Genomic DNA, 26,586 nt, shown 5'->3' with positions numbered 1-26,586 from the left:
GTTTATGGAATACACACCGCCGGATCGATTCACATGCTCTATTAGTGAGCATAAAGGGCTTGAAGAACATGTCAACACAAATGTTGCCGCGGAAGAGCCACCCATCGTGGAACGTATCTTTTCTGGTACCCTTGACGATGGCAGCAAATCCACCGGACATACCGAATGGACGGAAGAGGGTGCAAGGGCCGCCGGCTTGGTTCAGGGTTTGGAGTTTTTGGGGTTGGGGTGGCACAGGATGTCTGTGATGACGTTTCCGAACACATCTGTCAGTCGCATGTCGCGGCCGCCGAAACGGAATGTCAGGCGGGTATGGTCCAAGCCAAGAAGGTGCAAGATTGTCGCGTGCAAGTCGTGGACATCGACTTTGTTTTCGACCGCGTGATAGCCGAACTCATCGGTGGCGCCGTAGGTGATGCCGCCGCGAACGCCTCCCCCGGCCAGCCAAATCGAAAAGCCGTAAGGATTGTGATCCCGTCCGTCTTGTCCTTGGGCCATAGGTGTACGGCCAAATTCACCACCCCAAAGCACCAGAGTGCTGTCGAGCAGTCCCCGCTGTTTGAGATCCCTTAACAAACCGGCGATCGGCTTATCCACCGCGGCGGCGTTGTCCTCGTGGCCTTTCTTGAGGTTGCTGTGTTGATCCCAGCGATCGTGCCCGACATTGGGACAAAGGAGTTCAACGAAACGGACGCCCTGCTCAATCAGTCGGCGGGCTAGAAGGCATTGCCGACCGAAGAGCGCCGTGCGCGGTTCGTCCAACCCGTAAAGTCGCTGCGTGAGCACGGTTTCGCGGGACAAATCCAACAATTTCGGCACGGCGGTTTGCATCCGGAAGGCCAATTCGTAATTGGCAATGGCGGCGTCGAGCGGGTCCGGATGTGCCCAACGCTCCGAGGTGCAGCGATCCAGAATCTCGAGCAATTCTCGTTTGCGAGTTTGCTGCTTCTCCGGTCGAGAATGCGGTGCGTGCAAGTCTGCAATCGGCTTGGGACCTGGAGCGAATACAGTACCCTGATAAGCTGCAGGAAGGAAGCCATTGCCAAAATTGTCGATCCCGCCGGGAGGAATCATGCCGCTGCTGAGGACCACAAAACCAGGTAAATCCCGACTCATCGTTCCCAAGCCGTACACCGCCCACGCCCCCATACTAGGCCGACCCAGTTGACCATGCCCCGTGTGGAGGAAGTAGTTGGCATTCGTATGCTCAGAGAACTTCGAGGTCATTGACCGAATGATGCACAAATCATCGACACAACGGCCCACATGGGGGAATAAGTCGCTCACCGCAATGCCGCTGTCGCCGTATCGGCGGAATTTCCACGGGCTGGCCAGTGTCATGCCAACGTTGTTGAATTGGGTGGGCCGCACAGGACCAGGGAAAGGTCGGCCGTGGTACTTTTCCAGCAGCGGTTTGGGATCAAAAGTATCCACCTGGGAGGGACCGCCATCCATGTAGAGGAAGATGACAGCCCGCGCGCTTGCTGGGAAATGCGTGGGCTTCGGGGCAAAGGGCGGAGCCTTCGGTTCCTGAGTGGCTCCTGACGCTGTGGGTGATCCTGCCGATAAACGTCCATCCTCCGCAAGCAGGTGCAGCAGAGCTGTCCAGCCAAAACCGTGGGCCGCATACTGCAACCATTGTCGTCGACTCCAAAGACCCTTCCGTTCGCTACGCTGGTCCATGTTTTACCTTCAACCTCTGATCTCGTTGCCTTCACTATTCACTTCGACGTATTGCGTTCATCATACTGCATTCCCTGGAGATTTCACACCGTGTCTCAACGGCATCGGCCAAGATTTTCCAACTGTTCAATACCCAGTAGCCGACAAGCCGCAAAGAGAGTGCCGTCGGGAACATGCAGCGAACTGCTGAATGAGGCCGGAAACTCGCCTCAACGCTAGTGCGAGAAGGAGTGGGACTTACGCAAGATGAGGCAGGTCCCCAGCCGGGCCATCGTTTATGATGAAGTTATCCTTTATCTGTTACTGGCTGAGAGCAAGGCGGGCCAAGCGCCTGCTAAGGAGTTAACCTAGCTCTGCTATTCCTGGGCGGAACGTTGAAGGAGTACCGAGAATGAGAAGACCGGTCCTACTGCTGGGCATCTGGATGGGAGCCACCGCCGGACTACTAGTGTATGGGCCAGAAGGCCAAAGCCGCCCTGCGGAGGAAAGGGAAGAAAAGGGACCCCCTCAGAAGAAACTCCCACCCCAGATAGACTACTCTCGCTTGCGGCAACTCTTGCAGCGTGGCAATTACAACGAGGCGGAAGAAGGTTACACCCAAGCAGTCCAGCGGGATGGGTCGGTAGCGGCTTACATCGGTTTGGCGCGAGTCCAACGGGAAGTGGGGCGATACAGTGACGCCTGTGCGACACTTGATAAAGCCATAAAGCATCATCGGGGAAACGCCGACCTGCTGGCGGAACGGGGCGAGTTGCTCTACCTTTTGGGCCGCTGGGAGGAGGCACGCCAAGATGTGGAAGCTGCTTTGAAAGTCAATCCGGGCAACCTCCGAGCACGTTGGGTCAAAGCTTGCCTGTTGCGGGATCAAGGGGAGCTAACGGCGGCCGATCAGGAAGTGCGCACCTTGGTGCGCGCCTACACGGAAGCCAGCGGAACCGACCAAGAGATACGCGATGCCCAGAGCTTGTTGATTATCGGGTTAGCGGGAGCAGAAAACGCCCGGAGGCATCGGCGGCACCAGCAATTCGCCTTCATTTTGAATGAAGTCTACAGGGACGCAATTAAGGATGATCCCGATTGCTGGCAGGCTGAGTATCAGGCAGCCCTCCTCCTGCTGGAAAAGCACAACCGCGCGGAAGGGGAAGCAGCCTTAGACAAGGCCATGGCGATCAATCCCCGCTCCGCGGATGTTTTGACGGCGAAAGGGTACGTGGCCTGGAATCAAGGGCGGGCCGACGAAGCGCTCCGGTATGCAGAACGTGCTTTGAAGACCAATCCCAAGCATGCAGAAGCCCTCCGGCTGCTGGCCGACATCCGTTTGCTTACAGGGGACGTAGCGGGGGCCCGCCAATACGTGCTAGCCGCCCAAGCGGTGCAACCGCGCTCCGAGGCGATTCAAGCCCGGCGCTGGGTGCTGGAATACCTCCGTGGTTCCCCGGCAGGTATGCAGGCCGTTGAGACAGAAGTGACCGGATTCTGCCGGACGCCGGGCGTTTGGCACCAGGAAATTGCCGAATTGCTGGTTCAGCTCAAGCAGTACGCCGCTGCGGAACGGCACTACCGTGAGGCCATGCGCCATAGGCCGGACCTGGCCGCCGCCCAAGCGGGCTTGGGCTTGCTCTACTGGCAGTTGGGGCGCGAAGCAGAGGCACAAACTGTCCTGCGGGAAGCCTTTCGTGCTGACCCCTTTCACATCCGCGTTGCCAATGCCTTGAAGGTACTGGAACACCTGGCCAAATACACGACGCGGGAAACAGAACATTTCGTAATCAAGTACAGCGAAACCGACAAAGTACTAGCCGCATGGCTGGCTGATTACCTGGAAAAATGGTTCGCCGAGTATCGGCAGAAATATGGTTATGCTCCCAGTAGCAAGGTCCTGGTCGAGATCATCGCCAGCCGGGAGATGTTCAGCGGGCGTGTGCTGGCTCTTCCCGGCTTGCCAGGCGCAGCGCAAGGAGCAAGTACAGGCCCTCTGCTAGTGATTCCTTCTCCGCGAGCCGATGGCAAAATGCAGGTGTACAACTGGGCGAGTGTGGTCCGGCATGAGCTGACCCACGTCTTCAATCTCCAGCAGAGCGATTACCGCGTTCCCATCTGGTTGACGGAAGGCCTGGCGGTTCGTGCGGAGGAAAACCACCGCTTCGCCGCACATCGAGAGTTGCTTCAAGCACGTTACCTCGCTGGCACTTTGTACGACCTCAACACCATCGCGCGCGGCTATCACAACTTCGCTCAGCCGGAGGAGGTGATCCTGGCTTATTTCCAAGGCTGGCTCTATGTCGAATACTTGGCAAGTCGGTTTGGCGAGGAAACCATCCCTCAATTGCTGGCAGCTTACCGTCAGGGACTGACGACATCGGATGCTTTACGTCGGGTCTGCGGGATGGAACAAGTCGCGGTGGAGCAGGGGTATCGTGATTACCTGCGGGATTATCTCCGGCATCTGCCCCGTCAAGAACCGCAACTCAGCCTGGCAGAATTGGAAGCTGCCGTGCGCCAACAGCCCGACAACGCCGATGTGTGTGCCCGTTTGGCGGGGGAGTATTTGCGGCAGCAGCGCTGGGATCAGGCGCGCTCTTGGGCCGGGAAAGCCTGGCAATTGCAAAGGGGGCATCCCGGCGCTGCTCTAGTCTTAGCTCGCCTCAAACAACGCGAGAAAGATCGGGTAGGAGCCATCGCCATTCTCGAAGATGCCTTGAAGGAGCACCCGCAGGATAGCCGGTTGCTCCGGGCTTTGTCCCGACTATTACTTCAAGAGCAGCGCCAGGAGAAAGCGATCGAGGTCCTGGAGCAACTCCGCAAACTACGCCTGGCGGATGAGGAAGCACTGGAAACCCTAGCAGGGCTGTATGAGCAGCTCAAACGCCCGCACGAGCAGATCGCGGTGCTGACAGAATTGGCTCAAGTTCGTCCTGATGATCTCGCGGTGCACAAGCAACTGGCACGCCTCTGTCACGGTTTGCGCGATTGGAAGCAAACGGTCCAGTGGGCGGAAGCCGCCTTGTGGATCGACGTCGGGGATGGGGAAGCCAAGGAGCTATTACTCGACGCTCTGAAAGCCTTGGGACAGAAGGCGGAAATCCAGCGGCTCACTGCCCGTTACCAGTAGTGAATTCTTTTCCGGAGTTTCGATCCAGCCTCGCCGCTTCGAGAAGAGTTACGATTCGTATAATGGGCATGGCAGAGGTAAGGAGTCGTCCTCACAAGGGCCTCGGAGGAACTCCATGTGAGCACTGTAACTTTGCCGCGGCAGAATATCACACTCGCGCTTGAGGATCGGGGGCAAGGCCGTCCGGTAGTGTGGCTGCATGCTTTCCCCTTGGATCGGGGGATGTGGGAACCGCAGCTCCAACCGCTGCTGGCGGCGGGGTATCGCGTCATCACCGTCGATTTGCCCGGTTTTGGCGAGTCGCCCGTGCAAGCTGGGTGGACCATCGATTCTGCAGCCGACGCATTGGCTGAGTTGCTGGAGGTCCTACAAGTTCCCGCAGCGGTGGTGGGCGGTGAATCGATGGGAGGGTATGTGGCCTTGGCGTTGGCTCGGCGCCATCCGCACTCTCTGTCTGGCTTGATCCTCGCTGATACCCGTGCGGGTTCCGACGATGCTGCCGCTCGTGCGCGGCGACAGGAAACGATCGAAGCGATCCGCCAAAAAGGACCGGCGGCGCTCCTGGAGACCCTGGTGCCGAAATTGATCAGCGATGCGACACGACAGAGTCGGCCCCACGTCTTGGAAACGATTCGCACCCTGACGCTACGGCAGACGACTCAAGGGTTGATCGACGCCCTCATCGCTTTGCGTGACCGGCCTGATGCCGCCCCCTATCTTCCGAACATTCGCGTTCCGACTCTGGTGATTGTCGGAGAATATGACACCATCACTCCTCCGCTGTACGCTGCCCGCCTGGCCGGATTAATCGACTCTGCCGAGCTGGTACACATCCCCCAAGCTGGACACTTGAGCAATCTGGAAAATCCGGAAGCGTTCAACGCCGCTGTGCTGTCCTTCCTCCAACGGCGGATCTCTTGACGGCATCCTCGTGTTGGAGGCGCGGATTCCCCTGGCACCTACTCTTTTGGCAACCGTAGCGTTACAGTCGGATGAAACGGAGGGTCGAGGGAAGCCGAAAGACGATCCCGCCTTACCTGCGGGTCAGCCGCCTTCGGGCCAGCTACCAACACAATAGGGAGGAAAAGTCCACACAGGGTAAAGTACATTTGTCCTCAGGAATTGCTACGTTTGAGCTGTTTGGGGCCATCCCCCACAACTTTTTCGTAGGTCCCTTGATCGGTTTTGACGTATTTGGTGAACCCTTTGGCAGCAAGGTTCTTATCGGAGACCGCAGAGCGGGCATGCAAATCTGTCCACACTCTGGGTGCATTCGGCTCAGCAAAAACCCGACGGACCGGCTCTCCGGTTTCCGGGTGTTGGGTCAACGGCGGATCGCTCATCTTCTGGAAGACCTCGAATTGCTCACCGCCGCTGCCGTCAGGACGGATCACTTCATATACATACAGCGGCATGGCATGGTCCCCCATCGCATTCAACAACGGTGAATCTGAAAACCCAGAATTCCCTCGAAGTCACCGTCATTATACAGCGATCGATGCGCGATCCTCTAGTGCAGGATGGGTTATCCTTGAAGTATAAGGTGTCCAATCTTTCCATACAGGGTGGGCGAGTGGTGGTGCTGGACGCGCAATTCAGCAGCACCCCATGCCCCCCTGGAGGGCCGCGATCTGGGGTAGAAAGAGAATTTGACTCCTGAGTTTACAAGCGGTTTAACCGCGGCTCAGTTCTTCTCGTACCGTTTCCAGGAGCTTTTTCGTCAGGCGAATGCCCTCCGCTTCGCTTCGCTTGCTCCCTTCGTATTCAATGCCAATGTAGCCGTGATATTTGTGCTTGCGCACGACAATATCCAACATCTTGCGGTAATCGGTAAAAATTTCATTGCCTTTGTCGTCGAAGTCATGGCTTTTGGCGGAAACCCCTTTGGCGAACGGCATGAGTTCATCGACTCCCTTGTAGCGGTCGTAAGTGGTTTCGCTGATGCCAGGGATTTTCCCAAGGTTGAAATTGCCGAAGTCGGGGAGAGTGCCGCAGCGGGGATGATCGACGAGTTTCATGACGCCAGCCAGCCAAGCTCCATGGCTGGAGAGACCGCCGTGATTCTCGACGATCGTGTTGATGCCCAGGGTGGCGGTGAACTCGGTGAGGCGGCGTAAGCCATCAGCGGCCAGCTTTTGTGTTTCCGCAAAACCGAGCTTCCAATCGCTGGCAGCATTGACGCGGATGGAGTGGCAACCCAGGAATTTCGCCCATTCCGCCCAGCGCTTGTGGTTATCGACCGCCTGCCGCCGCCGCTTTTCGTCCGGGTCTCCCAGACTCCCCTCGCCGTCGCACATGATTAGAACACTGACCACTTTGTTGTCATCCGCCACCTTCTTGAGGTCCTTGAGATAGTTGTCATCGTTTTTCTTATCCCGGTAGAACTGGTTCACGTATTCGATGGCGTCGATGCCGTAGTCTTTGCTAGCGATTTCCGCAAAGCGTAAAGGGTCCTTCTTCTCCCCGGCTCGGCCAAAGAAGGCGCGGTGGTGGGACCACTGGGCCAGGGAAATCCGGAAGAGCGGCGTTGGTGGCGCTTGGGCAGAGACGGCGGGGAGAAACGCCACCCCCGTGCTGGCCACAGCCGTGTACCCCAGAAACTCACGACGACTCCAGAGCCTCATGGAACGACCTCCGCGGGTTGAGTGAGGAACGGGTAGTCAAGGGAACCGTTTAGTCCATGCAGGGGGGATTGTAGGCATCCGGCAACTGCTTGCTAGGGTCATTCGGATGAAAGGCGGAGACGTAGCCCGCGGTTCTACGGAGCAGTTCAGGATTGGGTCCGAGCCAGCGCATGGGGGGACTGCTACAACAGTCAGTGGAGGGAAGGCCGCTGTGGGGCTTGGAGCTGCGGCTTCATCGAGAGCAAATGTGAACCTGGCCAAAGAGCGTTGCGAGGGCGGACCATGACCCAGAGCATCCCGGTGCAACATCGCCAACTGTTCATCAACGGGGAATGGGTGGACTCCCTATCTGGGCGGCGGGTGGGAGTGGAAAACCCGGCGACCGAGGAGATCATCGCCGAGGTCAGCTACGGAGGCCGTGAGGATTGCCGCCGGGCCATCGAGGCGGCTGCGGAGGCGATGAAAAGCTGGATGAAACTGACCCCCTACGATCGGGCCAAGGTGCTCAAGCGAACCGCGGAGTTGATGCGCAGCCGGGCGGATGACCTGGCACGGACGATGACCCTGGAACAAGGCAAGCCGGTGTCCGAGGCCAAGGCGGAAGTGCTGCACTCCGCCGACACCTTTGAGTGGTTCGCCGAGGAAGGGAAGCGGGCCTACGGACAAGTCATCCCGCCCTCGAATCCGCAGAAGCGGCATCTGACCATCAAACATCCCGTAGGCGTGGTCGGGGCGATCGGACCGTGGAATTTCCCCATCACACTCCAGGCTCGCAAAATTGCACCCGCCCTGGCCGCCGGTTGCACGATTGTCTGCAAACCCGCAACGCAGACGCCGCTGTCCCTGATTGGCGTGTTCGAGTGTCTGGTGGAAGCCGGCCTGCCCAAGGGGGTGGCCAATATGGTCATCGGGCCGGCGGAAGAGATCGCCGACGAGTTCCTCACCCATCCGGCGGTACGCAAGATCAGCTTCACCGGTTCCACCGAAGTCGGCAAGCAACTGATGCGGCGGGCGGCCGATCAACTCAAGAGGCTCAGTCTGGAGTTAGGCGGCCATGCCCCCTTTATCGTTTTTCCCGATGCGGATCCGGAGGTCGTGGCCAAAGCGGCTGTGATCGGCAAGTTCCGTAATAATGGCCAAGTCTGCATCAGCCCCAGCCGCTTTTATGTGCACAAGGACATTGAGAAGAAATTCACGGAAGCGGCGGTGGCCGAGGCCAAGAGTCTCAAGTTGGGCAATGGGCTGGAGGAGGGAGTCCAGGTGGGGCCAATGTTCGAACGAAAAGCCTTGGAAAGCACCGTGGCCCTCATCGAAGACGCCCGGCGTAAAGGTGCAGAAATCCTCACCGGTGGGAAACGCTCGGACAAGTTCCCTCGCGGCTACTTCTTCGAGCCGACAGTCTTGACTCACTTGTCCCCGGATAGCCGCATCCTCAGTGAGGAGCCGTTCGCACCTGTGATGCCCATTCTGGATTTCTCCAAGCTCGACGAGGTGATCGCCGCCGCTAATAACACCCGCTACGGCTTGGCCGCCTATGTCTTCACCAACGATCTTACCGTAATGTGGCGCATGGCAGAAGGACTGGAAGCCGGTATCATCGGCATCAATGATCCTGTGCCGGCGACACCGCAATGTCCATTCGGAGGCATGAAAGAATCCGGCCTAGGACGAGAGTTGGCCCACGAAGGACTGGAAGCCTATCTGGAAACCAAGTATGTCTCGCTGGCTTTGCGGGGTTGACGTGCTCCCGTAGCTCCCTGTCTCCTCCGTTGAAGAAATCGCATACGTCTGGGCGGCCTGAATCTGGACAAGGCACCAGCGACGTGACATGGATTTTCTCGTGTACTTCAGCCAAAGACAGGGCTTTGCTCATCCCGCTGATGCTGGAGAAAGAGGACTATCTGAGATTGTCGAAGCGGGCAATAGCCGCAAGGTGTGCCGCGTGGCCCGGATAACATCCGCCTGACTCCACGGCAGAGTGATGGCCTCGCCACGCTGCCAGAGTGGCAATTGATCGTCATAGTGAGGAGAACAGGGATTGCCGCTCTGCCCGCCGCAAAGGATAAAACGGCTCTCTCCGAGCTGAGCCAAATCGAAGACCGCTCGCAGATTAGCCATGTTGTGCGTATCTGCGAAGGGATTGAGGAGGGAAACTGCCGCTTGGGAAATAGTGTTAGCATCACCGGGGCAGGGGACTGGACCCAAATTGAAACAAGCCGACAGTCCGCGAACCGTACCGAAGACCAGGTGCTTGAGACGGAGCATACGCACGTGACCCCAGGACCAATAGGCATGGCCAGGACCCGCGTGCTGCCGTAATCTGCGGACCGCTTGGCCCAAAGCTTGCTCCATAAATTGAGACCAGGAAGCAACCCATCCAGCCGGTTGGGTTCGGAGCAGGTGGATCAGATGTCCGACGCGCCGGTCAGCAAAGAGATTGGAGTCCCCACTTTGTAATGCCAACTGCCAGGTGTGTGGTGCTCGCAGTTTTGTCAATTCCACGATCATGCCCGTTACGAACACTTCAAACACTGCTGCTGCGGGAGAGTCCGCCGACACTTCTCCGTTCCAGTTTTTCAGAAGCTTCAAAGCCTCGACGGCATCGCGATCCTGCACGGAAAGTGACAATACAATGTCCCGGATATCCTCCCAGGGAACGGAGCGGGTGCTGCATTGTAGCTTTAAGCAGTCCTCTGCCGTCCAGCCTTGGCTGCGGTTGGCCAAAGCCTCTTGGATGGCCCGATAGCGGTAAGGATCGCAATAATCTGATCCCAGGTGAATTGCCAGGTCCGGCAAATCGAGACGCGGGTTCTGGTTAGCCGTCACCCAGTATCCTTGAGGTGGATTTTCCACGTATGGCATCTGCGCAAAGGGAATCAGTTCCGTATCCCAGCCGGCGCCAGGTTGGGCAGCTCCCGTAGGTAACAGTCCCGTGCCGCCTTTGCGCCGCGGTATCTGGCCGGTCATCTGCCAGCCGATGGTGCCCGCACTGTCCGCATAGACGACGTTGAGCGGTAAAAGGGGCCAATGGGCGAAGGCTTGCCGGAATTGAGCGAAGGAACGTGCCCGCGGAGCGCTGAGGAAGCCGTCAATTGGCAAGGGATCAAGCCAAACCGCCCGCAAAGACAAGGCATAGGGCACATCCGCCAAAGCTGGGGTGACGATCGGGCCGCGCGGGGTGATCAGCACCTCTTCCACGTGATCCTCACCCCGACGAACATGGATAACTTCCCGCACTCGCTCGCAGGGTGTCCAACTCCCGTCCGGCTCGCGGACACTTGAACCATCGGAATGCAGGGTTTCCACGAACAGATCGGTGTTGTCGCTCAGGGCGGCTGTGACACCCCATGCGCAGAAGCCATTGTGGCCGACGCCAAAACCTAGCGAACCTGCCAGCATGGCCCCAGCGGCCTCCCACTCCGGCGTGCGGACATGGGCCAGATACCACGGCGGCGGCACGGTGGGTGATAAATGCGGGTCATTCGCCAGCAAAGGCTTGCCACTGGCGGTGCGTTGCCCAGCCATCACCCAGTTATTGGAGCCTCCTCCAAGTCCCAGAAACGCACGCAAAGAGGCGATCTCGCTCTGCAATTGGTTCAAACCCGCCTCGAGACCCGTTGCTCCGGAATGCGAGACTGGCGCGGCAACCGCCGATGGGTCGAGAGCTGCTACGGCGTCGGGACCGTCCTGGAGCAGAATTCGAAAGCGCAGCAGTTCCATGTCCCAATTCGAGGGGAGCAGGAAGGACTGGAGTTTCAAGACGGCAAGCAAGTCGGCCTCGTCCCACCTCGAAGGCTGTCCCCCCAAGATGGCGAATTCATGCGGTTTGCGGGGGAGGCCTGCTGACAGACCTGCATTGACTCCAGCGGTGAAGGCGGCCAGCCACTCCCGCACCCAGCCGAACTGAACCTCCAATTGGGCTAAGGCAGCGCGGCGGAACCCGATGCGGCGGCTCAGGCGATCCAACCCCAAACCTGCAATCCCGACCCACTCAGCGAGCCGCCCTCGGCTCAAACGCCACAGGACTTCCAACTGCCCCGCGCGATCTTGACCCTGACAAAAACCTAGAGCAAACAGGGCATCGGTGTCAGAGGCGGCATCGATGTGCGGAACGCCCCACGAATCCCGGCGGATTGTGATCGGAGCGCACGGACCCGCAAGGCGCAACTCGCCTTCCCACCGAGGCAGGCGGCGTCCCAGAATCAACCGGAGTAAAAGGCGATAGAGATTCATCCCATCCATGATATGAACTGGTCAAGACTCGTCAGCCGATGGCAATTGGTTTCCGTGGGTCTCTGTCCGCTTCTCACCTTCTCTTACGAACACGATGATGTCATCACCTTGAATGCGATCTCTCAGCGCGATGCAGTCTTCACAACTCAACGCCCCCTGTCATGCAAGGAGTATCCCCTGCGATAGCCTTGTCTCCCCTAGTCGGTGGCCTAAGATATTCACCGCAACAAGTTCCTTGAGTTTCGAGTAGAGTCCCCCAAAGTTGGGGGCTGGATTTCGCATCCAGGGTGACCACCGGGAAACGCTCATGGGCGCCCCCGCCATCCAAGTGGAAAATCTGACGAAGAATTACGGTCCTGTGCTCGCCGTGGACCGAGTCAGTTTCACGGTGCAGCCGGGGGAGTTAGTCGGCTTCCTCGGACCAAACGGAGCTGGCAAATCCACTTGCATGCGCATTCTCACAACGTGGCTGCCCGCCTCCAGCGGCTATGCCCGCCTGGCCGGCTTCGATGTCATGTATGAATCCCTGGAAGTCCGGCGGCGTATCGGCTACCTGCCGGAGAGTATTCCCTTGTACCCTGAAATGCGGGTCCGCGAGTATCTGCAATATCGGGCACGTGTCAAAGGCGTGGAGCGCAGCCAGCGGAATATCCGCATCGACTACTGCATGGAACGCTGCCATATCCGGGAAGTGAGGAACCGCCTTTTGGGCACCCTATCCAAAGGGTATCGCCAGCGCGTGGGCCTGGCAGATGCCTTATTGGCTGATCCTCCGATTCTGATCTTGGATGAACCTACCAGCGGCCTAGACCCAGTCCAGATCGCAGAGACCCTCTCCACCATCAAGCAACTCGGCGGGAAACACACGGTCTTACTCTCCACACACATCCTCAGCGAGGTGGAGAAAGTCTGCGAACGCGTCATCATCATCGATAAAGGTCGGATCAAGCTGGATGAATCGCTCCGGCGCATCTCCGAGCGTAAACCCACTTATATCGTCGAGGTGCGGGGACCGCGGGAAGCGGCCAGTGCCGTCTTGCGGGAACGGAATGATTTGATCGTCCTGTCCGAGCGCGGGATCGAATCGGATTTGACGGCCTTTGAGCTACAAAGCCGGGATGGCAAGGACCCGCGGGAAACGCTGGCCCGGCAGATCATCGAACGCGGCTGGAATCTGCGGCGGCTCGACGTCCAACGGGTCAGCTTGGAGGCGTTGTTCGCGGAGGTGGTTTTGCGGGAGAACAACCATTCCGGGAGTCCGGCCCCGGCTGAAGCGTCTTCGCAAACTCACGCCTCATGAGCCAACCAAGCTAACACTGCCGCATCCCCCAGCGAGGCTTCAGAAGGAATCCGATTCCCATGATCGAAACACCTGTGAAGTCTTCGGATAAGACGGAGAATTCCATTGCGGTGGGCGAGACCCCTCCCTCGCCGATCCTGGAAGAAGGGCCAAGCCTGCCACGGTTGATAGGTTTTACAGGTCTGTTCCTCTTCATTTTGGGCACCGTGGCTGTGGTGGCTAACCGTGCCACCGAGACCCCTCGACTCATCTCGGAGAGTATGGGCTTTTTTGCCATCGCGGTTGGCTTGTCCCTGATGTTCTATCACGCCATCACAGACAGTAATATCGAAATCCGCCGGCTCTACGGCGGGTTTGCCCTGCTGATCCTGTTCTACGCCTTGGCCGTGTCCTTGATTCCCGGCCCGGTGTTCGCCTCCGGAGTACCGGACAAACACATTGGGCATAATCTCCTACCCTGGGGAGTGGGCAGTGCCGGCGTGGCTTTGCTCTTCTTCTTCCCCTTTTTGCGGCACGAGACGGAAGAAGCCTATCGGCGAACGGCCCTCTTCGGCGTGTTGGGAATCGGGGCATTGCTGACAGTGGGGAGTATAGCGGCGGGTCTGCTGTTTCCCACGTTCCTGGTCGGTCCCGGTTTAGCTCTGGCATTACTGGGTTTGGGCTTCCTTTGGCTGTTTCTCTCCCAAGTGGATACCACTCAAGGTTTGGGCTATACGGTGGCGGTGGCTATGGGGACCATTGGCGGCCTCCTGCTGGGGTATGGCATCCTCTGGCCGTCCGTCCATGCATTGCTTTACGACGGCCCGACTTCCCTGCGGCTTGCCACGGGAGAACTGTCTTTCAAAGCCGTGCTGTGGCGGCTGTTGACCGCGGTGGTGTTTGCCCTGCCCGCGGGGATCGCTTGGCTCAACCGCTCTGCCCTCTGGTGGAGAGTGCTAGCCTCGCTCTTCAGCGGCATTGGCGTCGTGGCGGTGATCCTCTCACTTTTCTCACGCCCAATTCACTCCCCTCCGACGCCATTCTTGGTCCCCAACGGTTTGATCCTGATGGGGTTAGGGGTCATTCACCTGCTCTTTTCCCTCAGCTATATATCTGACAGTCAATTTGTAGCGTTGGCCCGGCGCGAGCTGTCGGCCTATTTTCTCTCCCCCATCGGCTATCTGGTCTTGGGGGGGATGGTGATGTTGCAATGGATCGGTTATTACCTGTTCATTTTCCAATTGGTGCGTGCGGGCCAGTTTGGTGAAGCCTTGCCTGAGCCAATCGTCAGCGATTATTACAACCTGCTCATGGTTTTTGCCGTGATGGTCCAGGTGCCAGCCCTTACGATGCGATTGCTGGCCGAGGAGCGCCGCACGGGCACCCTAGAGGTGCTACTCACCGCCCCGGTCAACGAATGGCCGGTCGTGCTGAGCAAATTCTTGGCCACTTGGCTCTTTTTCCTGATCAGTTGGCTACCGTCGGGATTGTATCTGATTGCCCTACGGATGGAAGTGGAATCCCCCTTCGACTATCGCCCCTTGTTGAGCTTTTACGCCAGCCTGATGGCGCAGGGGGTGGCCTTCGTCGGAATGGGGCTGTTCTTCTCCTCGCTCACCCGCAATCAGATCATCGCTGCGGTCTTCACCTTCGTGGGCATGATGTTCTTTCTGTTGTGCTATATCATCCGGCTGCAACAAAGCGGCTCGATCTTGCCGCAGATATTGCAAATGGCTTTGGGGCGCTTGTCCTTCTACCACATGTGGGAGGAGTCGTTGGCCGGCCGTCTGCCAATGCGGGATGCCCTGATGTTTGTCTCCTTGGGAGTGTTTTGGCTCTTTCTCACCGTCAAGGTCCTCGAAGCACGCAAGTGGCTCTAAGGTCCCTAGGCCAGACTGAGGGAAAAGTGTATCCAAGGGGGAATTGCTTCCAGCCACCACTGCATGGGAGAACTGCGAGGGATGCATACAAAAACGGCCAAGGTGACATTGCCGTGATCGTTGCCTGATTGGGCAAACCAGCATGGAGCGAACAAAGGACGGGGCCGTGACTGAAATAACACTAACACGCGACATTCGCGGAGATTGACTCAGGATACATGGGCTGAGGGAACATCGCGAACAGTATCCCACGAGCGTATCGGGAAGCGAACTATGGTGGAGACAGCGGATCGGACTCCGGCAGATAATGCCCCTGTGAGCACAAGCGATCGCTTTGTGGACTGGGTTTGCCAGCATCGCCCAGTGGTGGGAGGAGTGCTAGTCGGTTTGGCGGCGGTATGCCTGGTGCTCTTTGCCTATTGGACATATCGCGGCGGCTTGTGGAAACTTTCATCCCCCACCCCTACGGAAAAAAAAGCAGAGTCCGGCAAAGACTCTGAGTCGGGAAGCGCCAAAGACGACGGCGGGACCGAGCTGGCAAACCTACGCCGGGGTGAATACATCGTCGGCGGCGTGACGGTTTTTGCCGCTGCCGTCATTCTGCTGAGCATGTCCTGGTTTTTACTTCTCCGAACCCCGGCGAAAGAAATCGCGCAACAGCGCACGGAAATCCGCTTGTTCCTGCTGATTGGGGGCAGTCTGCTGGGATTGTTGCTAATCGTCGCGGGGATCATTTTCCTGTACGTCTGGAGCGAAAGTTTGACGCGCTGGCTGGATCAGCGGAACTTCCGCGAGGCACGTTGGGTGCTTTTGCCCCTGCTCATGATTCTCTGCGGTGTGCTGGTGGTCTTCCTGTCGGTGATTCCGGCTCGGAGAGAAGAGAGGCACGACGCCCTGATCCGCCGCCTGGTTTACGGCTCGAATTTCGGCCTAACCACTCTGCTGCTGCTCGTGGTCCTGATCGTGGTGAACGTCGTCATTGCTCGTGAGATTCCCAATCAACTCGATACCACAGCGACCGGCTTTTACACCCTGTCCGAACCCACGCGGCAATTGCTGCAAAATCTCGATCCGCCTGTCCGCGCCTACGCGGTGATTCCCAATGTTCCCGATCGGGACATCAACGACATCCGCCAGTTGCTCTTAGCGATGCAAGATGCAAGCGGCGGCCGCTTTGTGGTCCGCTTTTTGAGTCAATCCGCCGACCGCACCGAATTGGCCTCCCTGCGAGAAAAGTACCCGCAATTCGAGATGGTCATGGATCAGCGCACCACGCAGGTTGCCATTTTGCTGACCTCATCCGCCGACGAAAAACGCCACGCCGTGGTGTCCGACACTGACATGTTCGACTTCAGCCGCCGCAATTTTGAAGGGGAAAAGAAACTCTACCAGGAGATCGCCTTCCTTGCGGATAGTCAGAACAAGCCGGTCGTCTATTTCACACAAGGCCACGGTGAAATGGATGCCACCAACAACCCTGAAGCCCCGCCGGAACGATCGGTTAGCCGTCTCCGCCAGTATTTGGAAAAGAATTATCTCGATGTGCGGACGGTGCATCTGAACCAGCCCAATCCGAAGATACCGGATGACGCCACGGTGGTTGTGATTGCCGATCCACAAAACCCCTTCTCTCCTGAAGCTCTGAAAGCTCTCAGGGATTACATGAATCGCAAGGAGAAGAAGGGGAAACTAATTTACTTCTCCGGGGCAACGCCCGGACCCGACGGCCAAGTTTTGCGAACGGGTATTGAAGACTTGCTCGCAGAGTACAACGTCCGCGTGGGTATGGAGTATCTGTACACATTGCCGACCGGTGCCGGTGTGGACTATCGGGCGCCTCTCGTGGTCTTCAGCGCCTCGGCGGTCAAGAATCCAATCCTCCAAACGATAGCCCGGATTACGACCCGCTTGCAATTCCTCTATCCGCGGGAAATATCCCCTCAGAACACCCATCCGTCGTTTCAAGCAAGTGACTTGCTCTTGACCGTAGGGATCACTTGGCTGGAAACCACGCGGCCCGCAGACTTGGTCGCCCGGTTTGAGGAAATCTTGGGCAATGAACGGGTGCAGGAACAGGTACGCCTGAGCCGGTCTCCTCGTTCCGTGGCGGTGACGGTGAGCGAGGGGACTACGCCGCGCTTAGTCGCCTTCGGCAGCAGTCTGGTGTTTAGCGATCGGATAGCTCAACAACAGCGCACCTCCAATCCGGTGACCTTCGATCTGTTGGGGGTGAGCGTGGATTGGCTTCGGGAACGGCAAACCTCTTTGGCCGCTGTGAATATCGAAGCCAAGAAATACACGGAATATCGCATCCCGCCTCCGAACAGCCTCAATTTCAGCCGGCTGCTCTGGCTGCCTTTGGGCTTGGGGTTACTGACCGTCATGGGAATGGGGGCGGGAGTGTGGGTGGTCCGGCGCCGGTGAAAAAACGGTCAGGGCAAGCGCTGAATGGGGACAGAAACAGATTGCCACATGGGAAAAGTAAGAGGTGCCCGTCCCCTTGGCTGCTTGCCTGGTCAGCAGAGCCTGAGCCTCCCTGCGCCACCTTACCCATCCGGAATCATGGACTGAGGAGTGGGTGCGATCATGAACTTCCGACTGACCGCCGCGCTTGGCATCGTGGGATTGGTGCTCGTCGCCACTTTGTTGCTTCTGACCTTCTTCTCTCCAGAAGACTCCCCATCGTCTGAGGGAAGTTTGTTTCCCCAATTGGCCGGGGTAAAACCGGAAGACATCGATACGGTGGAAATCGAACGGGAAAATCAAAGTCCGATCATTTTTCGGCGGACGGGACCTCAACGTTGGATCATGGAATGGGAAGCCAGAGATGCTTCGGGTCAAAAGGTTCCTCTGAAAGCCGCCGCGGATGCCCTGGCGGTCAACGATATTGTCCGCGAGTTGCTCCGAGCTAAACCCATTCAGCACCCGGAACTGACCAGCAATCCCGCCTTGCATGGGTTGCAGCCCGCAGGACTGACCGTCACTTTGCGCAGCGGCGATACCTCAGCCCGCATCGACATTGGAGATGTCACAAGCGGGGGACGTGCCGTTGCTTTCGTGATGATTCCGGACAAGAAGCACCCTTTGGCAATCAATCGGAGCGTAATTGATCCTCTGCTATCCAACACTCAGAAGAGCGGAAAAGCGGCAGACTTGGCGAAAAGCGAGGGGGATTTCCGCAACAAGAACATCTTCCCGGTCGAATCATTCCGCGCCGAAGAGGAAAGCCAGAAACTCGAATTGTCCTTAGTCAATCAACAGAAGTCGTTTGTCCTCGAAAAGACAAGCGGGGGCTGGCAGTTCCAGCTTCCCAAGGACTGGGGAATGGCCGATGTGCAGGGCGATCCGCAGAGCGCACCAGGGACTTTCACCGGCGTCCGCCCGCTGCTCAACGCCTTAACCAGTTTGCGTGCCAGCTCCAAAAGTGATTTCGTCGAGCTGCCCACCGCCGAGCAACTCAAACAGTATGGCCTGCAAAACGATGATCCGGAGCTGATCCAGGTGCGACTCACGACCAAGGACAAGGAAACGGCAACTGTGTTTATCGGCAAGCCCGATACTCCAGAGCCAAAGGGGGATAAGAAAGAGGTCCCCCTGCCTACAGGTGATGAGAAGCGCTGGGTTCGCGTCGAAGGTCAACCCGGCATCATCCGAGTGGGTGGTGCCAACCTGAAGGGTCTGATTCCGTTGATTCAGAACCCTGACCCCTTGCGCGATCGCAATCTGCTTACTGTGGATCGTGCCCGGATCGATGGGTTGGATTTGTCCACAGGCGTGATACTGCGCCGGGTAGGAACGCCGCCGGAATGGAAATTATTCGGGCCGCCGACGCCGATGGAACCCCAAGCGGTCAACACCACCGCGGTGCAACGCATGCTTGATCTGCTGGGCGAGCGGCGCATTATTCGCTCCTTCCCTTCGCCCAATGACGCTCATTTTGCAGGGCCGGCTTTGCAGTTGGAAATCAAAGTTTGGGCCGATGCTTTTACCTCCACCTCGGATGCTAAGGCCGAACCCAAACTCAAAGACAATGCCAAACCGATTATTCTCAAAATCGGCAAAAAGGAAGGGGATGCCGTCTATGTCCGCCGCATCCTACCGGATGGCAGCAGTGCGGATTACCTCCTTCCCGAAAAGGTCAAGCTGGCTGCCGCCGGCGACACACTCGTGGACCTGGTGGCCACCCTCCAGAAAACCCGACTCGACCTGCTCGACCCCAATTTGAAGACCTTCGGGTCAGACGCCGTCGTCAAACTCACTGTCAGCGGCAGCGTGCAATATGAACTGACCCGCTCCGAAAAGCCCGACAGCGGAACCAATAAGTATCGCTGGACATTTGCTGCTCCGGATAATCGCAAGGGGCAATCTGCAGACTCCGAGACAGTCGAAGAGATGCTCCGCTTGCTCGGCACTACCCAATCCGTCTCCCGCTACATCAACGAGACGCCAACGGAAGAGCAACTTAAGGAATATGGCTTGGCACCGAATCCGCAGTTGAAGGTGGTCGTGCATCTTCAGAGCGGCGAGGATAAGGAGCGCACCTACGAATTCGGTAAAGCCACGGCCGATCCCGGTTATGTCTTTGCTCGCCAGGCGGGGAAGGCCATCGTTTTCACCCTCCCCAAACTAGTGATGGATCGCTTCCTGACCTCGGACCTGCGGGACAAATCCCTCTTGCAGTTTGATGCGACTCAGGTGGTGAGCGTCCAACTCAAAGGCTGGGGCAAGGCCGGTTTCCTTACCGAATTGCACTTCACAAAAAACAAAGACGGTGCTTGGGCCGCGCAAACACCGCCCACCCCCGCCGGATACATGCTCGATCCGTCGAAGTTGCAGGCCTTCCTAGATCTGCTTAGCAAAACGAAGGTCAAAGCCTTCCTGGATGGAACCAGCAAGCCGGAATATGGCTTGGAGAATGACAAGGAATATCTCATTATCACCCTCAAGTTCACCGATGGAACAGAACGCGTCCTGAAACTGGGCGCTGCCGCCGATGGGGGTGCCGCGCTCTATGCTTGGACCTCTCTGGGCGGCGGACAGTTCCTGACTCTCGACGCTTCGCCGTTTAAACCTTACAAGGATTCCCCCGGCTCTTTGGCCCGCTGAGACCTCATGTCAAAGCATGACTGACAATTGCTCTTGACAGTTACTGGCTGTCTTGGCATAGCCGCTTCTCGTGGGGAAATGTGTATCTAAGACCTGGACAGTACCCGGTCCAAGAGCCGAACAGCACCCGAAGGCGAGGGAAGCTTTCGCCCTGATTCTCAGAGTGAAAGGAAGAAGCTGACAGCGGAGGAGGGCGGTTCATGTCCGGGCGTTCCGAGGATTTTGAGGGGGATTCCGAATGGTGCGGCGATGGCTTTGGGCAGTGGCGGGCATAATGGGAGCGACTATGAGCGCTTGGGGGCAGACCAGCGGCGTCCCACCCATCCCTTCGGGCACTGGTCCACTGATTTCCCCGGCGACTCCTCTGCCCCCCTCGCCGGGCGTGGGGATACCGACCGCGGGTTTGCCAGGACAAGTGATTGCCACCAGTTATCAGTTTTCACCACCCTTGCCTCAACCCCAAACCTTACCGCGCGTGGGTGCCCCTGTAGGATTGCCAGCCAACTCTCTGATAGTACCCTATGATCCTCGGCGGCCCATCGATCCCCTCGTCTCCGCTGGCTTGGACCCCAAACACCTCGTCACCCCTGTGCAGGGGTACGGCGATCAGACGTTTTTTGACCGATTCCTGGATAAGATCAAGAGGGCTTTCGGACTCTCCACGCCGACCGTGGCACCTCCGCCGAATGTGACTCCAGGTATCTTCCGCCGCAATCGGGAAGCGCAGCGCCAAAGGCTTTGGCCGCGAGATTGAGGCAATAGCACCGGTCTCTTTCGCGGCTGCCTAAGCGGCTCCTATGGGGTCCGCCTCCTATCCAGGGTTTTGATGAGGTTGAAAGCCAGAATGAAGGACCAAATAGGCGCCGATTGGCTCGTCTGAGCCAAGGGCCTAAGGGCCGGGTATCACACCATGACGAACGGGCTGAAAGGGTGTGCTTTATATCGTGGGCGGTGTGCTGTATACCTTGGGCTTGGCAAAAAAATAAGTGCGAGGGCCGGTAACGGCTCGGTTACCGACCCTAGCGGTGATCCAAGGGTATGGCGAGAGATAGAGCGGACGAGGACAAGCGTGCAGGCTTAAGTCTCCATGCCTGGAGTTCCCTAATCAGTCACAGGATTCTTATCCACGATCTTCGTCACCGTTTGTGTTTGCTGTTTCAAGTCCATAGTCAGTTTTTGATCCGCAACGGCAACGGTCAGGCTCCCTTTGAGGCTCATGTTCAGTTGGGCGCTTTCGAGGCGTCCCTTGTTGAGATCGAACGTGGCGGTGCCGTCGAACTTATCGGTCTTGATGTCGGCGTCGGAGATTTTGAAGGGGAGTTTCGGGGCCATACCATCATCGCCGCTCGTCCATTTCATCTCTCCCCCGATGGACAGCCGGGCGAGAGAGCCACGAACATCTTCCAATTTGTAGCGGGTGTTGACCTCCACGTTTCCGAGGGGTCCGAGAGGCATTTTGTCTTTGCGCTGCCAGCTTTCCCCAACTGCCAAAGGCTTGTCCGGGGCAAGTGAGAACGTTTCTCCAAAGGATCGACGAATGACTGATTCAGAGAGGACCGAGCGAAGAAGGGTGGCGATCATGGGGTCTTCTCCGGCAAGCGCCTGGAGGAATTTGTCATAACCCTCGAATTTCACGACGTTCCACTTGTCATCCACGGTGAAGGTGAAGGTGATGTTTTTCAGCTTTTCGCCGACATCCATACCCGGAAATGCCACCGGGCCGTCCATTTCCATCTTTTGCCGCAGGAATGTCATCTCCACCACGGTGGCATCCTTTTTGGCCTCCTTAATCCGGTAACGGATGACCGTTTCAGCTTTGATTTTCATGTCGATGTCTTGACCCATGAAGGACATCGATTGCTGCATCTTGGTTTCCTGAACGGCATAAAAGGTCTCACCTGTGCGGAATTTCCACTTGAGGGAGTAAGTGCCCTCCTTCTGGGGCGGATCTTGTGGGCTGGACGTTTCTAGGTTGAGGCCAAGGCGAACCGGCTTCTCCTGGGTCGAAGCCCAAGCGAGGTTGAAAAACAGCAGACTCGCAAGCAGGGATCGGAACATGATTGTTTCTCCAAGGCAGCAGGGGGTGGTTAATCGTTCTGGGTCCGTGAGAGCATAACAGGGGCCAGGAAAATCCTCGTGGCGGCTCTAACTCTTATCTTAGCAGCCTAACACAGTAAGATTGTGGTCACAAGTCAATTATGGTGTCTTGATCCAAGCGGCCAACAAGTCACGTGAGGTTAGGAAGCGGCTGCCACCACGCCGACTCCTCTATATCATTCATCGATTCCGCCATTTGATGTTGCAACCGATGCTCGGTTTCTGATCCACTGAAGGTTTATGGCCCGCGAGTACAGCATCCAGAGCGGCCCGCAGGTCCCGGCCATCGTTCGGCTTGCCGTTTCCCGGACGGCTATCATCCATCTGGCCGCGATAGACCAGCTTGCGCTCTTTGTCGAAAACAAAAAAGTCCGGTGTACAGGCGGCCCGATAGGCGCGCGCCACCTCTTGGGTTTCGTCGAAGAGGTAAGGGAAGGTATAGCCAAGCCGCTCTTTCTCCTCTTTCATTTTCGCCGGGGAGTCCTCAGGGTAAGCCACAGGATCGTTGCTGTTGATGGCCACGATAGCTACGCCTTTGGCTTGATACTCCTTGGCCAGTTCGGCGAAGGCTTTTTGGATGTGCTTGACGTACGGGCAATGGTTGCAAATGAAAGCCACGAGGAGAGCGGGGGCCTGGGCGAAGTCCGATAACGAGATCATTTTGCCGTCGGTATCCGGGAGTCGGAAATCCGGGGCAGGCATTCCGAGGGGGGCCATGGTCGATTCGGTCAGAGCCATGAGCGATCCTCCAGAGAGGCAGGAAGCTGGGCCGAAAACAGGCGAGGCTATTGTATGGAGCGGAGGTACGAGAGCGAGCCTTGATACGCTCGATACCGGTGCGAGAAAGCGCTTGGGGGTTGAGCGAACAGGAGGAATGCCGAAGGCGTCCGACCATGTTACGCATCCGCTGGTCTGGAGAATGGCTGCTTCCACAAGCCGGCGCGATCACGGGGCATAGCGCAACCGCAGGGCGTTGGCGACCACTGAGACGGAACTCAGGCTCATGGCCAAGGCGGCGAACATCGGATGGAGCGAAATTCCTAGCACGGGAACGAACAGACCCGCCGCTAGAGGAATGCCAAGGATGTTGTAAGCGAAGGCGAAGACCAGATTTTGGCGGATAATCCGGACGGTGGCGCAACTGAGTCGGCGGGCGCGGAGGAGGCCGGGGAGGTCGCCTTTGACGAGCACGACGGGGGCCGCTTCCAGGGCGACATCGGCCCCGTGTCCTAAAGCGATTCCCACATCGGCGGCGCTGAGGGCGGGTGCATCATTGATGCCGTCGCCGGCCATAGCCACCTTATGTCCCTGCTGCTGGTAGCGGCGGATGAGCGCGACCTTATCCTCCGGCAGCACGCCGGCATGGACCTCCACGATCTGGACGGCTTGAGCTACTGCTTGAGCTGTACGTGCTTCATCTCCTGTGGCCATCACCAGGTGCAGTCCCTCCGCACGAAGCTGTTGCACGACTTGGGCCGCATCCGAACGTACAGGATCGCGCGCTGCCAAGAGCGCTACGCATTCCCCTTCCACAGCACAGAACATAACTGTGGCTCCCTGCTGACGGAGGCTCTCCGCTTGTTCCAGCCAAGAGGAGGAAAGGGAAGCATGTTCCTGAACCCACCGCGCCGTGCCCAGAACTACCGTTTTCCCTTCGACTTGCCCGCGCAAGCCGCGCCCTGGAGCAGACATGAACTCCTCGACCAGAGGCCAGGAAAGTCCACGTTCGCGTGCCGCCTCCGTGATGGTCCGCGCCAAGGGGTGCGTGCTGTTGTTTTCCAGGGCTGCCGCCCAGCGGAGGACCTCGGCGGGAGTATGCGGCGGGTTCACCACCACATCGGTTAGGCGGGGGCGCCCTTCCGTAAGGGTCCCTGTTTTGTCGAGTACCAGAATGTCCACCTGAGCCAATTGTTCCAGGGCCTGTGCGGAACGAATCAGGATGCCCAACGTGGCTGCTCGACCCACCCCGACCGTGACTGCTAAGGGAGTAGCGAGTCCCAATGCACAGGGACAGGCAATAATCAGCACGGCAACGGCGTGAAGCAAGGCTGCATTGAAAGCGGGGGGCGGACCAAAAGCCCACCACGCGATGCCTGTCAGCAGGGCGATGAGGAGAACAGCCGGGACGAAATGAGCCGCGACGCGATCGGCCAGTTGCTGGACCGGAGCGCGACTGCGCTGCGCCTGGGCGACCAGTTGAATGATGCGGGCGAGCATGGTGTCAGAGCCGACCCGCGTCGCCTCCATGATGAGTACGCCCTCCGTGTTGAGCGTCCCGCCGATGACCGGATCACCAGGCTTTTTCTCCACAGGCATGGCTTCTCCGGTCAGCAGGGATTCATCGACCGCACTGTGACCTTCGCGCACCAAGCCATCGACGGGAATGCGATCCCCCGGCCGGATGCGCAAGCGATCACCGACCTGAATGAGAGCTACGGGCACTTCGCGTTCCGCTCCATCCACCTCGATGCGGAGAGCGGTTTCCGGGGAGAGCCGGAGTAGACTGCGCAAGGCTTCCCCCGTTTTGTGCCGGCCGCGGGCTTCCAGCCATTGGCCAAGCAGCACCAGAGTAACGATCACCGCCGCCGCTTCAAAGTAGAGGGGCAATTCTCCCTGTTCACTCCGTAAGGTCACGGGGAACATTTGCGGAAAAAGCAATGCGAGGGTGCTGTAAGCCCAGGCGGCCAGGACTCCGATGGCGATGAGGGTGAACATGTTGGTCGTGCGATGCCTGGCTGCTTCCCAAGCGCGGGTAAAAATGAGCCGGCCGCACCCAAATACCACCGCCGTGCTCAAAATCCCTTGCACGATGGCGCTGATTAGATGGAAGCCGTCGGGGCCGTGATAGCCGATGAGCATCGGTCCCATCGCCAAGAGCAGGACAGGCAAGGAGAGCACGCTGGCCCAAAGGGTCAGGAACCGGAGGTGTCGGGTTTCCGCTTCCTCATGCAGGGTATCGGTTGCCGGCAGCGTCGCTTCCAAAGCCATACCGCAGAGAGGGCAGGTGCCGGGGTGGTCCTGCACGATCTCAGGATGCATCGGGCAGGTGTAAGGGGCGCCGGGCAGGACTGTTGAGGGGGCGGCTCCTAGGGCACAGCAGCTTTCCGCCGCGGGTGCTTGGAGATAGCGTTCCGGTTGCGCTTGGAACTTTTGGGCGCAGTGTTTGGAGCAAAAGTAAAAGGTTTGCTGGTGGTATTGCACTTGGGCAGCCGCCTGGTTCGGATTGACGCGCATGCCACAAACCGGGTCGAGGTGCAATGGTACCGACAAGGTGTCATCCGCCAGGTTGAGGGAAAAGCTGGTCGGGCGCGGAGCAGGTTCGGGCTGGGTCATAGGGTGGTCCTCGCTACTTCTTCGGCATGGAGGTTCCCTTCCTCGGCGGCGAGCGGGCGTAGAGTTAGTGTACAATTCCTCGTAGGATAGCGCTGACATGGATTGTAGGACGACTTGTGCCGGGCGGTGGGTATGCAGTTTGCTTATCCGCAAGCGTGGTGGTTGCTTCCCGTCGTAGTCGTGGCGGCGTGGTGGTGGTTCCGTCGGCGTCGTGCCGCGGTGTGTTACAGTGACGTGCGGCTGTTCGGAGGGTTGTCTGGCCGACGCGCCCGGTTCTCCCGGTGGGGGGGGTTATTGGGCCGACTCGTTGTGGGAAGTCTTCTGGTGTTCGCCTGTGCGGGGCCGCGCATTCCTGACGAGCGGACTCGGCTGCCTGCAGAAGGCATTGCCATCATGATGGTGTTGGACATCAGCGGCAGTATGAATGAACCTGTGCGTTGGTGGGGCGATGCGCCGGAGATCAGCCGCCTGGAGGCCGCCCGGCGGGCCTTCCTGCTCTTCGTTTTCGGGGGAACGACGCCGGAGGGAGAGGAGTTTCCCGGCCGTCCTTCGGATGCGATCGGACTGGTAACTTTCGCCGCTGTGCCGCGTACTGTCTGCCCGCTGACATTCAATCACGCCTCTGTCCTGCGGCAGCAAGTGGAACGTCTGGAACCGAAGGCGGGAATCGATGCCGGGACCAACGTCGGGGATGCACTGGCTGAGGGACTGATCCGACTGCAAGCGGCACCCCATCTGAGGAAGGTGCTGATTCTGCTCAGCGACGGCGAGCATACCCACATCACCGAGGACAATTTGCGTCCCCGGCAAGCAGCCCAATTGGCGGCGAACCTCGGCATCCCTGTGTATGCCCTCGACCCCGCAGGAGAGCTGCCCGCGGATAGCCCCCCCGAAATGCAACGCAACCGGCAGATTGGCCGACAAACATTGCAGGACATCGCTGCGATGACCGGCGGGCAATACCTGCCGGCCAGCGACGGGACGGCTCTGCGGGAAGCCTTCCGCCAACTCGACCGCCTCGAGCGAGCGCCGGCCACTACTTACCTGTATCGCCGATATTTCGAGTACTATCCCCACGCTATCGCCACTGCCCTCGTGGGACTATTGCTCCTGCGCTGGCTCGAAACGACCTGGTGGCGGACCCTACCTTGAGAGGGAGTGATCAGGTGTCCAATTCACACAGGTGTCTGTGGCTGTCTAGGGATTCATCCGTCGGAGTATACCGAGGGGAGATGAAAT

17 protein-coding genes are annotated in these 26,586 nt (G+C 58.4%); 9 read left to right on the top strand and 8 right to left on the bottom strand.

Annotated elements, in window-relative coordinates:
- Nucleotides 1–201: 201 nt before the first annotated feature.
- Nucleotides 202–1,683, bottom strand: coding sequence for a DUF1501 domain-containing protein (locus tag H0921_RS01185; protein WP_194536193.1), 1,482 nt, complete (start codon nucleotides 1,681–1,683; stop codon nucleotides 202–204).
- A gap of 391 nt (nucleotides 1,684–2,074) precedes the next feature.
- Here H0921_RS01185 and H0921_RS01180 point away from each other — a divergent pair, with 391 nt between their 5' ends.
- The gene (locus H0921_RS01180; RefSeq protein ID WP_194536192.1) at nucleotides 2,075–4,795 is read left to right on the top strand and encodes a tetratricopeptide repeat protein; all 2,721 of its coding nucleotides are present in this window, start codon (nucleotides 2,075–2,077) and stop codon (nucleotides 4,793–4,795) included.
- Between the two features lie 117 nt (nucleotides 4,796–4,912).
- The gene (locus tag H0921_RS01175) at nucleotides 4,913–5,716 is read left to right on the top strand and encodes an alpha/beta fold hydrolase (RefSeq protein WP_194536191.1); all 804 of its coding nucleotides are present in this window, start codon (nucleotides 4,913–4,915) and stop codon (nucleotides 5,714–5,716) included.
- A gap of 194 nt (nucleotides 5,717–5,910) precedes the next feature.
- Here H0921_RS01175 and H0921_RS01170 read toward each other — a convergent pair whose 3' ends face one another.
- The 3 genes from H0921_RS01170 to H0921_RS18100 form a co-directional block, all read right to left on the bottom strand.
- Nucleotides 5,911–6,210 (bottom strand): FmdB family zinc ribbon protein, encoded by a 300-nt coding sequence (locus H0921_RS01170; RefSeq protein WP_194536190.1) that lies wholly within the window; start codon nucleotides 6,208–6,210, stop codon nucleotides 5,911–5,913.
- 258 nt (nucleotides 6,211–6,468) lie between these two features.
- Complete coding sequence (locus H0921_RS01165) at nucleotides 6,469–7,419, bottom strand: sugar phosphate isomerase/epimerase family protein (RefSeq protein ID WP_194536189.1); 951 nt, start codon at nucleotides 7,417–7,419, stop codon at nucleotides 6,469–6,471.
- Between the two features lie 49 nt (nucleotides 7,420–7,468).
- Nucleotides 7,469–7,591, bottom strand: coding sequence for a hypothetical protein (locus H0921_RS18100; protein WP_261345437.1), 123 nt, complete (start codon nucleotides 7,589–7,591; stop codon nucleotides 7,469–7,471).
- 110 nt (nucleotides 7,592–7,701) lie between these two features.
- Between H0921_RS18100 and H0921_RS01160 the strand changes: the two genes are divergently transcribed.
- Nucleotides 7,702–9,159, top strand: coding sequence for an NAD-dependent succinate-semialdehyde dehydrogenase (locus tag H0921_RS01160; RefSeq protein ID WP_194536188.1), 1,458 nt, complete (start codon nucleotides 7,702–7,704; stop codon nucleotides 9,157–9,159).
- 129 nt (nucleotides 9,160–9,288) lie between these two features.
- Here H0921_RS01160 and H0921_RS01155 read toward each other — a convergent pair whose 3' ends face one another.
- Nucleotides 9,289–11,661 carry a penicillin acylase family protein gene (locus H0921_RS01155; protein ID WP_194536187.1) on the bottom strand — a complete coding sequence of 791 codons (2,373 nt, stop codon included), beginning with the start codon at nucleotides 11,659–11,661 and terminating at the stop codon, nucleotides 9,289–9,291.
- Nucleotides 11,662–11,959: 298 nt separating this feature from the next.
- On the opposite strand from H0921_RS01155, the gene H0921_RS01150 reads away from it, so the two are divergent.
- The 5 genes from H0921_RS01150 to H0921_RS01130 all read left to right on the top strand — a co-directional run bounded on the left by H0921_RS01150 (nucleotide 11,960) and on the right by H0921_RS01130 (nucleotide 20,671).
- Nucleotides 11,960–12,952, top strand: a complete 993-nt coding sequence (locus H0921_RS01150; RefSeq protein WP_194536186.1) for an ABC transporter ATP-binding protein — start codon at nucleotides 11,960–11,962, stop codon at nucleotides 12,950–12,952.
- A gap of 59 nt (nucleotides 12,953–13,011) precedes the next feature.
- A complete protein-coding gene (locus H0921_RS01145; RefSeq protein ID WP_194536185.1) occupies nucleotides 13,012–14,811 on the top strand; it encodes an ABC transporter permease in 1,800 nt (599 codons plus the stop codon).
- Between the two features lie 273 nt (nucleotides 14,812–15,084).
- Nucleotides 15,085–17,235 (top strand): GldG family protein, encoded by a 2,151-nt coding sequence (locus H0921_RS01140; protein ID WP_194536184.1) that lies wholly within the window; start codon nucleotides 15,085–15,087, stop codon nucleotides 17,233–17,235.
- Between the two features lie 162 nt (nucleotides 17,236–17,397).
- Complete coding sequence (locus tag H0921_RS01135) at nucleotides 17,398–19,917, top strand: DUF4340 domain-containing protein (RefSeq protein ID WP_194536183.1); 2,520 nt, start codon at nucleotides 17,398–17,400, stop codon at nucleotides 19,915–19,917.
- Between the two features lie 238 nt (nucleotides 19,918–20,155).
- Nucleotides 20,156–20,671 (top strand): hypothetical protein, encoded by a 516-nt coding sequence (locus H0921_RS01130; RefSeq protein ID WP_194536182.1) that lies wholly within the window; start codon nucleotides 20,156–20,158, stop codon nucleotides 20,669–20,671.
- A 347-nt stretch (nucleotides 20,672–21,018) separates the two neighbouring features.
- On the opposite strand, the gene H0921_RS01125 is transcribed toward H0921_RS01130, so the two are convergent.
- The 3 genes from H0921_RS01125 to H0921_RS01115 form a co-directional block, all read right to left on the bottom strand.
- Complete coding sequence (locus H0921_RS01125) at nucleotides 21,019–21,783, bottom strand: DUF6263 family protein (RefSeq protein WP_194536181.1); 765 nt, start codon at nucleotides 21,781–21,783, stop codon at nucleotides 21,019–21,021.
- A gap of 411 nt (nucleotides 21,784–22,194) precedes the next feature.
- Nucleotides 22,195–22,752 (bottom strand): thioredoxin family protein, encoded by a 558-nt coding sequence (locus tag H0921_RS01120; protein WP_194536180.1) that lies wholly within the window; start codon nucleotides 22,750–22,752, stop codon nucleotides 22,195–22,197.
- 207 nt (nucleotides 22,753–22,959) lie between these two features.
- On the bottom strand, nucleotides 22,960–25,347 hold the full coding sequence (locus H0921_RS01115) for a heavy metal translocating P-type ATPase (protein ID WP_194536179.1): 2,388 nt from the start codon (nucleotides 25,345–25,347) through the stop codon (nucleotides 22,960–22,962).
- 132 nt (nucleotides 25,348–25,479) lie between these two features.
- On the opposite strand from H0921_RS01115, the gene H0921_RS01110 reads away from it, so the two are divergent.
- Nucleotides 25,480–26,499 (top strand): vWA domain-containing protein, encoded by a 1,020-nt coding sequence (locus H0921_RS01110; protein ID WP_194536178.1) that lies wholly within the window; start codon nucleotides 25,480–25,482, stop codon nucleotides 26,497–26,499.
- Nucleotides 26,500–26,586: the final 87 nt, after the last annotated feature.

The organism is Thermogemmata fonticola, assembly GCF_013694095.1.
In the GTDB taxonomy this organism is placed as follows: Bacteria; Planctomycetota; Planctomycetia; order Gemmatales; family Gemmataceae; genus Thermogemmata; species Thermogemmata fonticola.
This window is presented reverse-complemented; position numbering and strand designations above follow the sequence as displayed.

Coding starts and splice junctions, on each gene's coding strand:
- H0921_RS01185 (WP_194536193.1), bottom strand. CDS start 1,683: ATGGACCAGCGTAGCGAACGGAAGGGTCTTTGGAGTCGACGACAATGG.
- H0921_RS01180 (WP_194536192.1), top strand. CDS start 2,075: ATGAGAAGACCGGTCCTACTGCTGGGCATCTGGATGGGAGCCACCGCC.
- H0921_RS01170 (WP_194536190.1), bottom strand. CDS start 6,210: ATGCCGCTGTATGTATATGAAGTGATCCGTCCTGACGGCAGCGGCGGT.
- H0921_RS01165 (WP_194536189.1), bottom strand. CDS start 7,419: ATGAGGCTCTGGAGTCGTCGTGAGTTTCTGGGGTACACGGCTGTGGCC.
- H0921_RS18100 (WP_261345437.1), bottom strand. CDS start 7,591: ATGCGCTGGCTCGGACCCAATCCTGAACTGCTCCGTAGAACCGCGGGC.
- H0921_RS01160 (WP_194536188.1), top strand. CDS start 7,702: ATGACCCAGAGCATCCCGGTGCAACATCGCCAACTGTTCATCAACGGG.
- H0921_RS01155 (WP_194536187.1), bottom strand. CDS start 11,661: ATGGATGGGATGAATCTCTATCGCCTTTTACTCCGGTTGATTCTGGGA.
- H0921_RS01150 (WP_194536186.1), top strand. CDS start 11,960: ATGGGCGCCCCCGCCATCCAAGTGGAAAATCTGACGAAGAATTACGGT.
- H0921_RS01145 (WP_194536185.1), top strand. CDS start 13,012: ATGATCGAAACACCTGTGAAGTCTTCGGATAAGACGGAGAATTCCATT.
- H0921_RS01140 (WP_194536184.1), top strand. CDS start 15,085: ATGGTGGAGACAGCGGATCGGACTCCGGCAGATAATGCCCCTGTGAGC.
- H0921_RS01135 (WP_194536183.1), top strand. CDS start 17,398: ATGAACTTCCGACTGACCGCCGCGCTTGGCATCGTGGGATTGGTGCTC.
- H0921_RS01130 (WP_194536182.1), top strand. CDS start 20,156: ATGGTGCGGCGATGGCTTTGGGCAGTGGCGGGCATAATGGGAGCGACT.
- H0921_RS01125 (WP_194536181.1), bottom strand. CDS start 21,783: ATGCAGCAATCGATGTCCTTCATGGGTCAAGACATCGACATGAAAATC.
- H0921_RS01120 (WP_194536180.1), bottom strand. CDS start 22,752: ATGGCTCTGACCGAATCGACCATGGCCCCCCTCGGAATGCCTGCCCCG.
- H0921_RS01115 (WP_194536179.1), bottom strand. CDS start 25,347: ATGACCCAGCCCGAACCTGCTCCGCGCCCGACCAGCTTTTCCCTCAAC.
- H0921_RS01110 (WP_194536178.1), top strand. CDS start 25,480: ATGCAGTTTGCTTATCCGCAAGCGTGGTGGTTGCTTCCCGTCGTAGTC.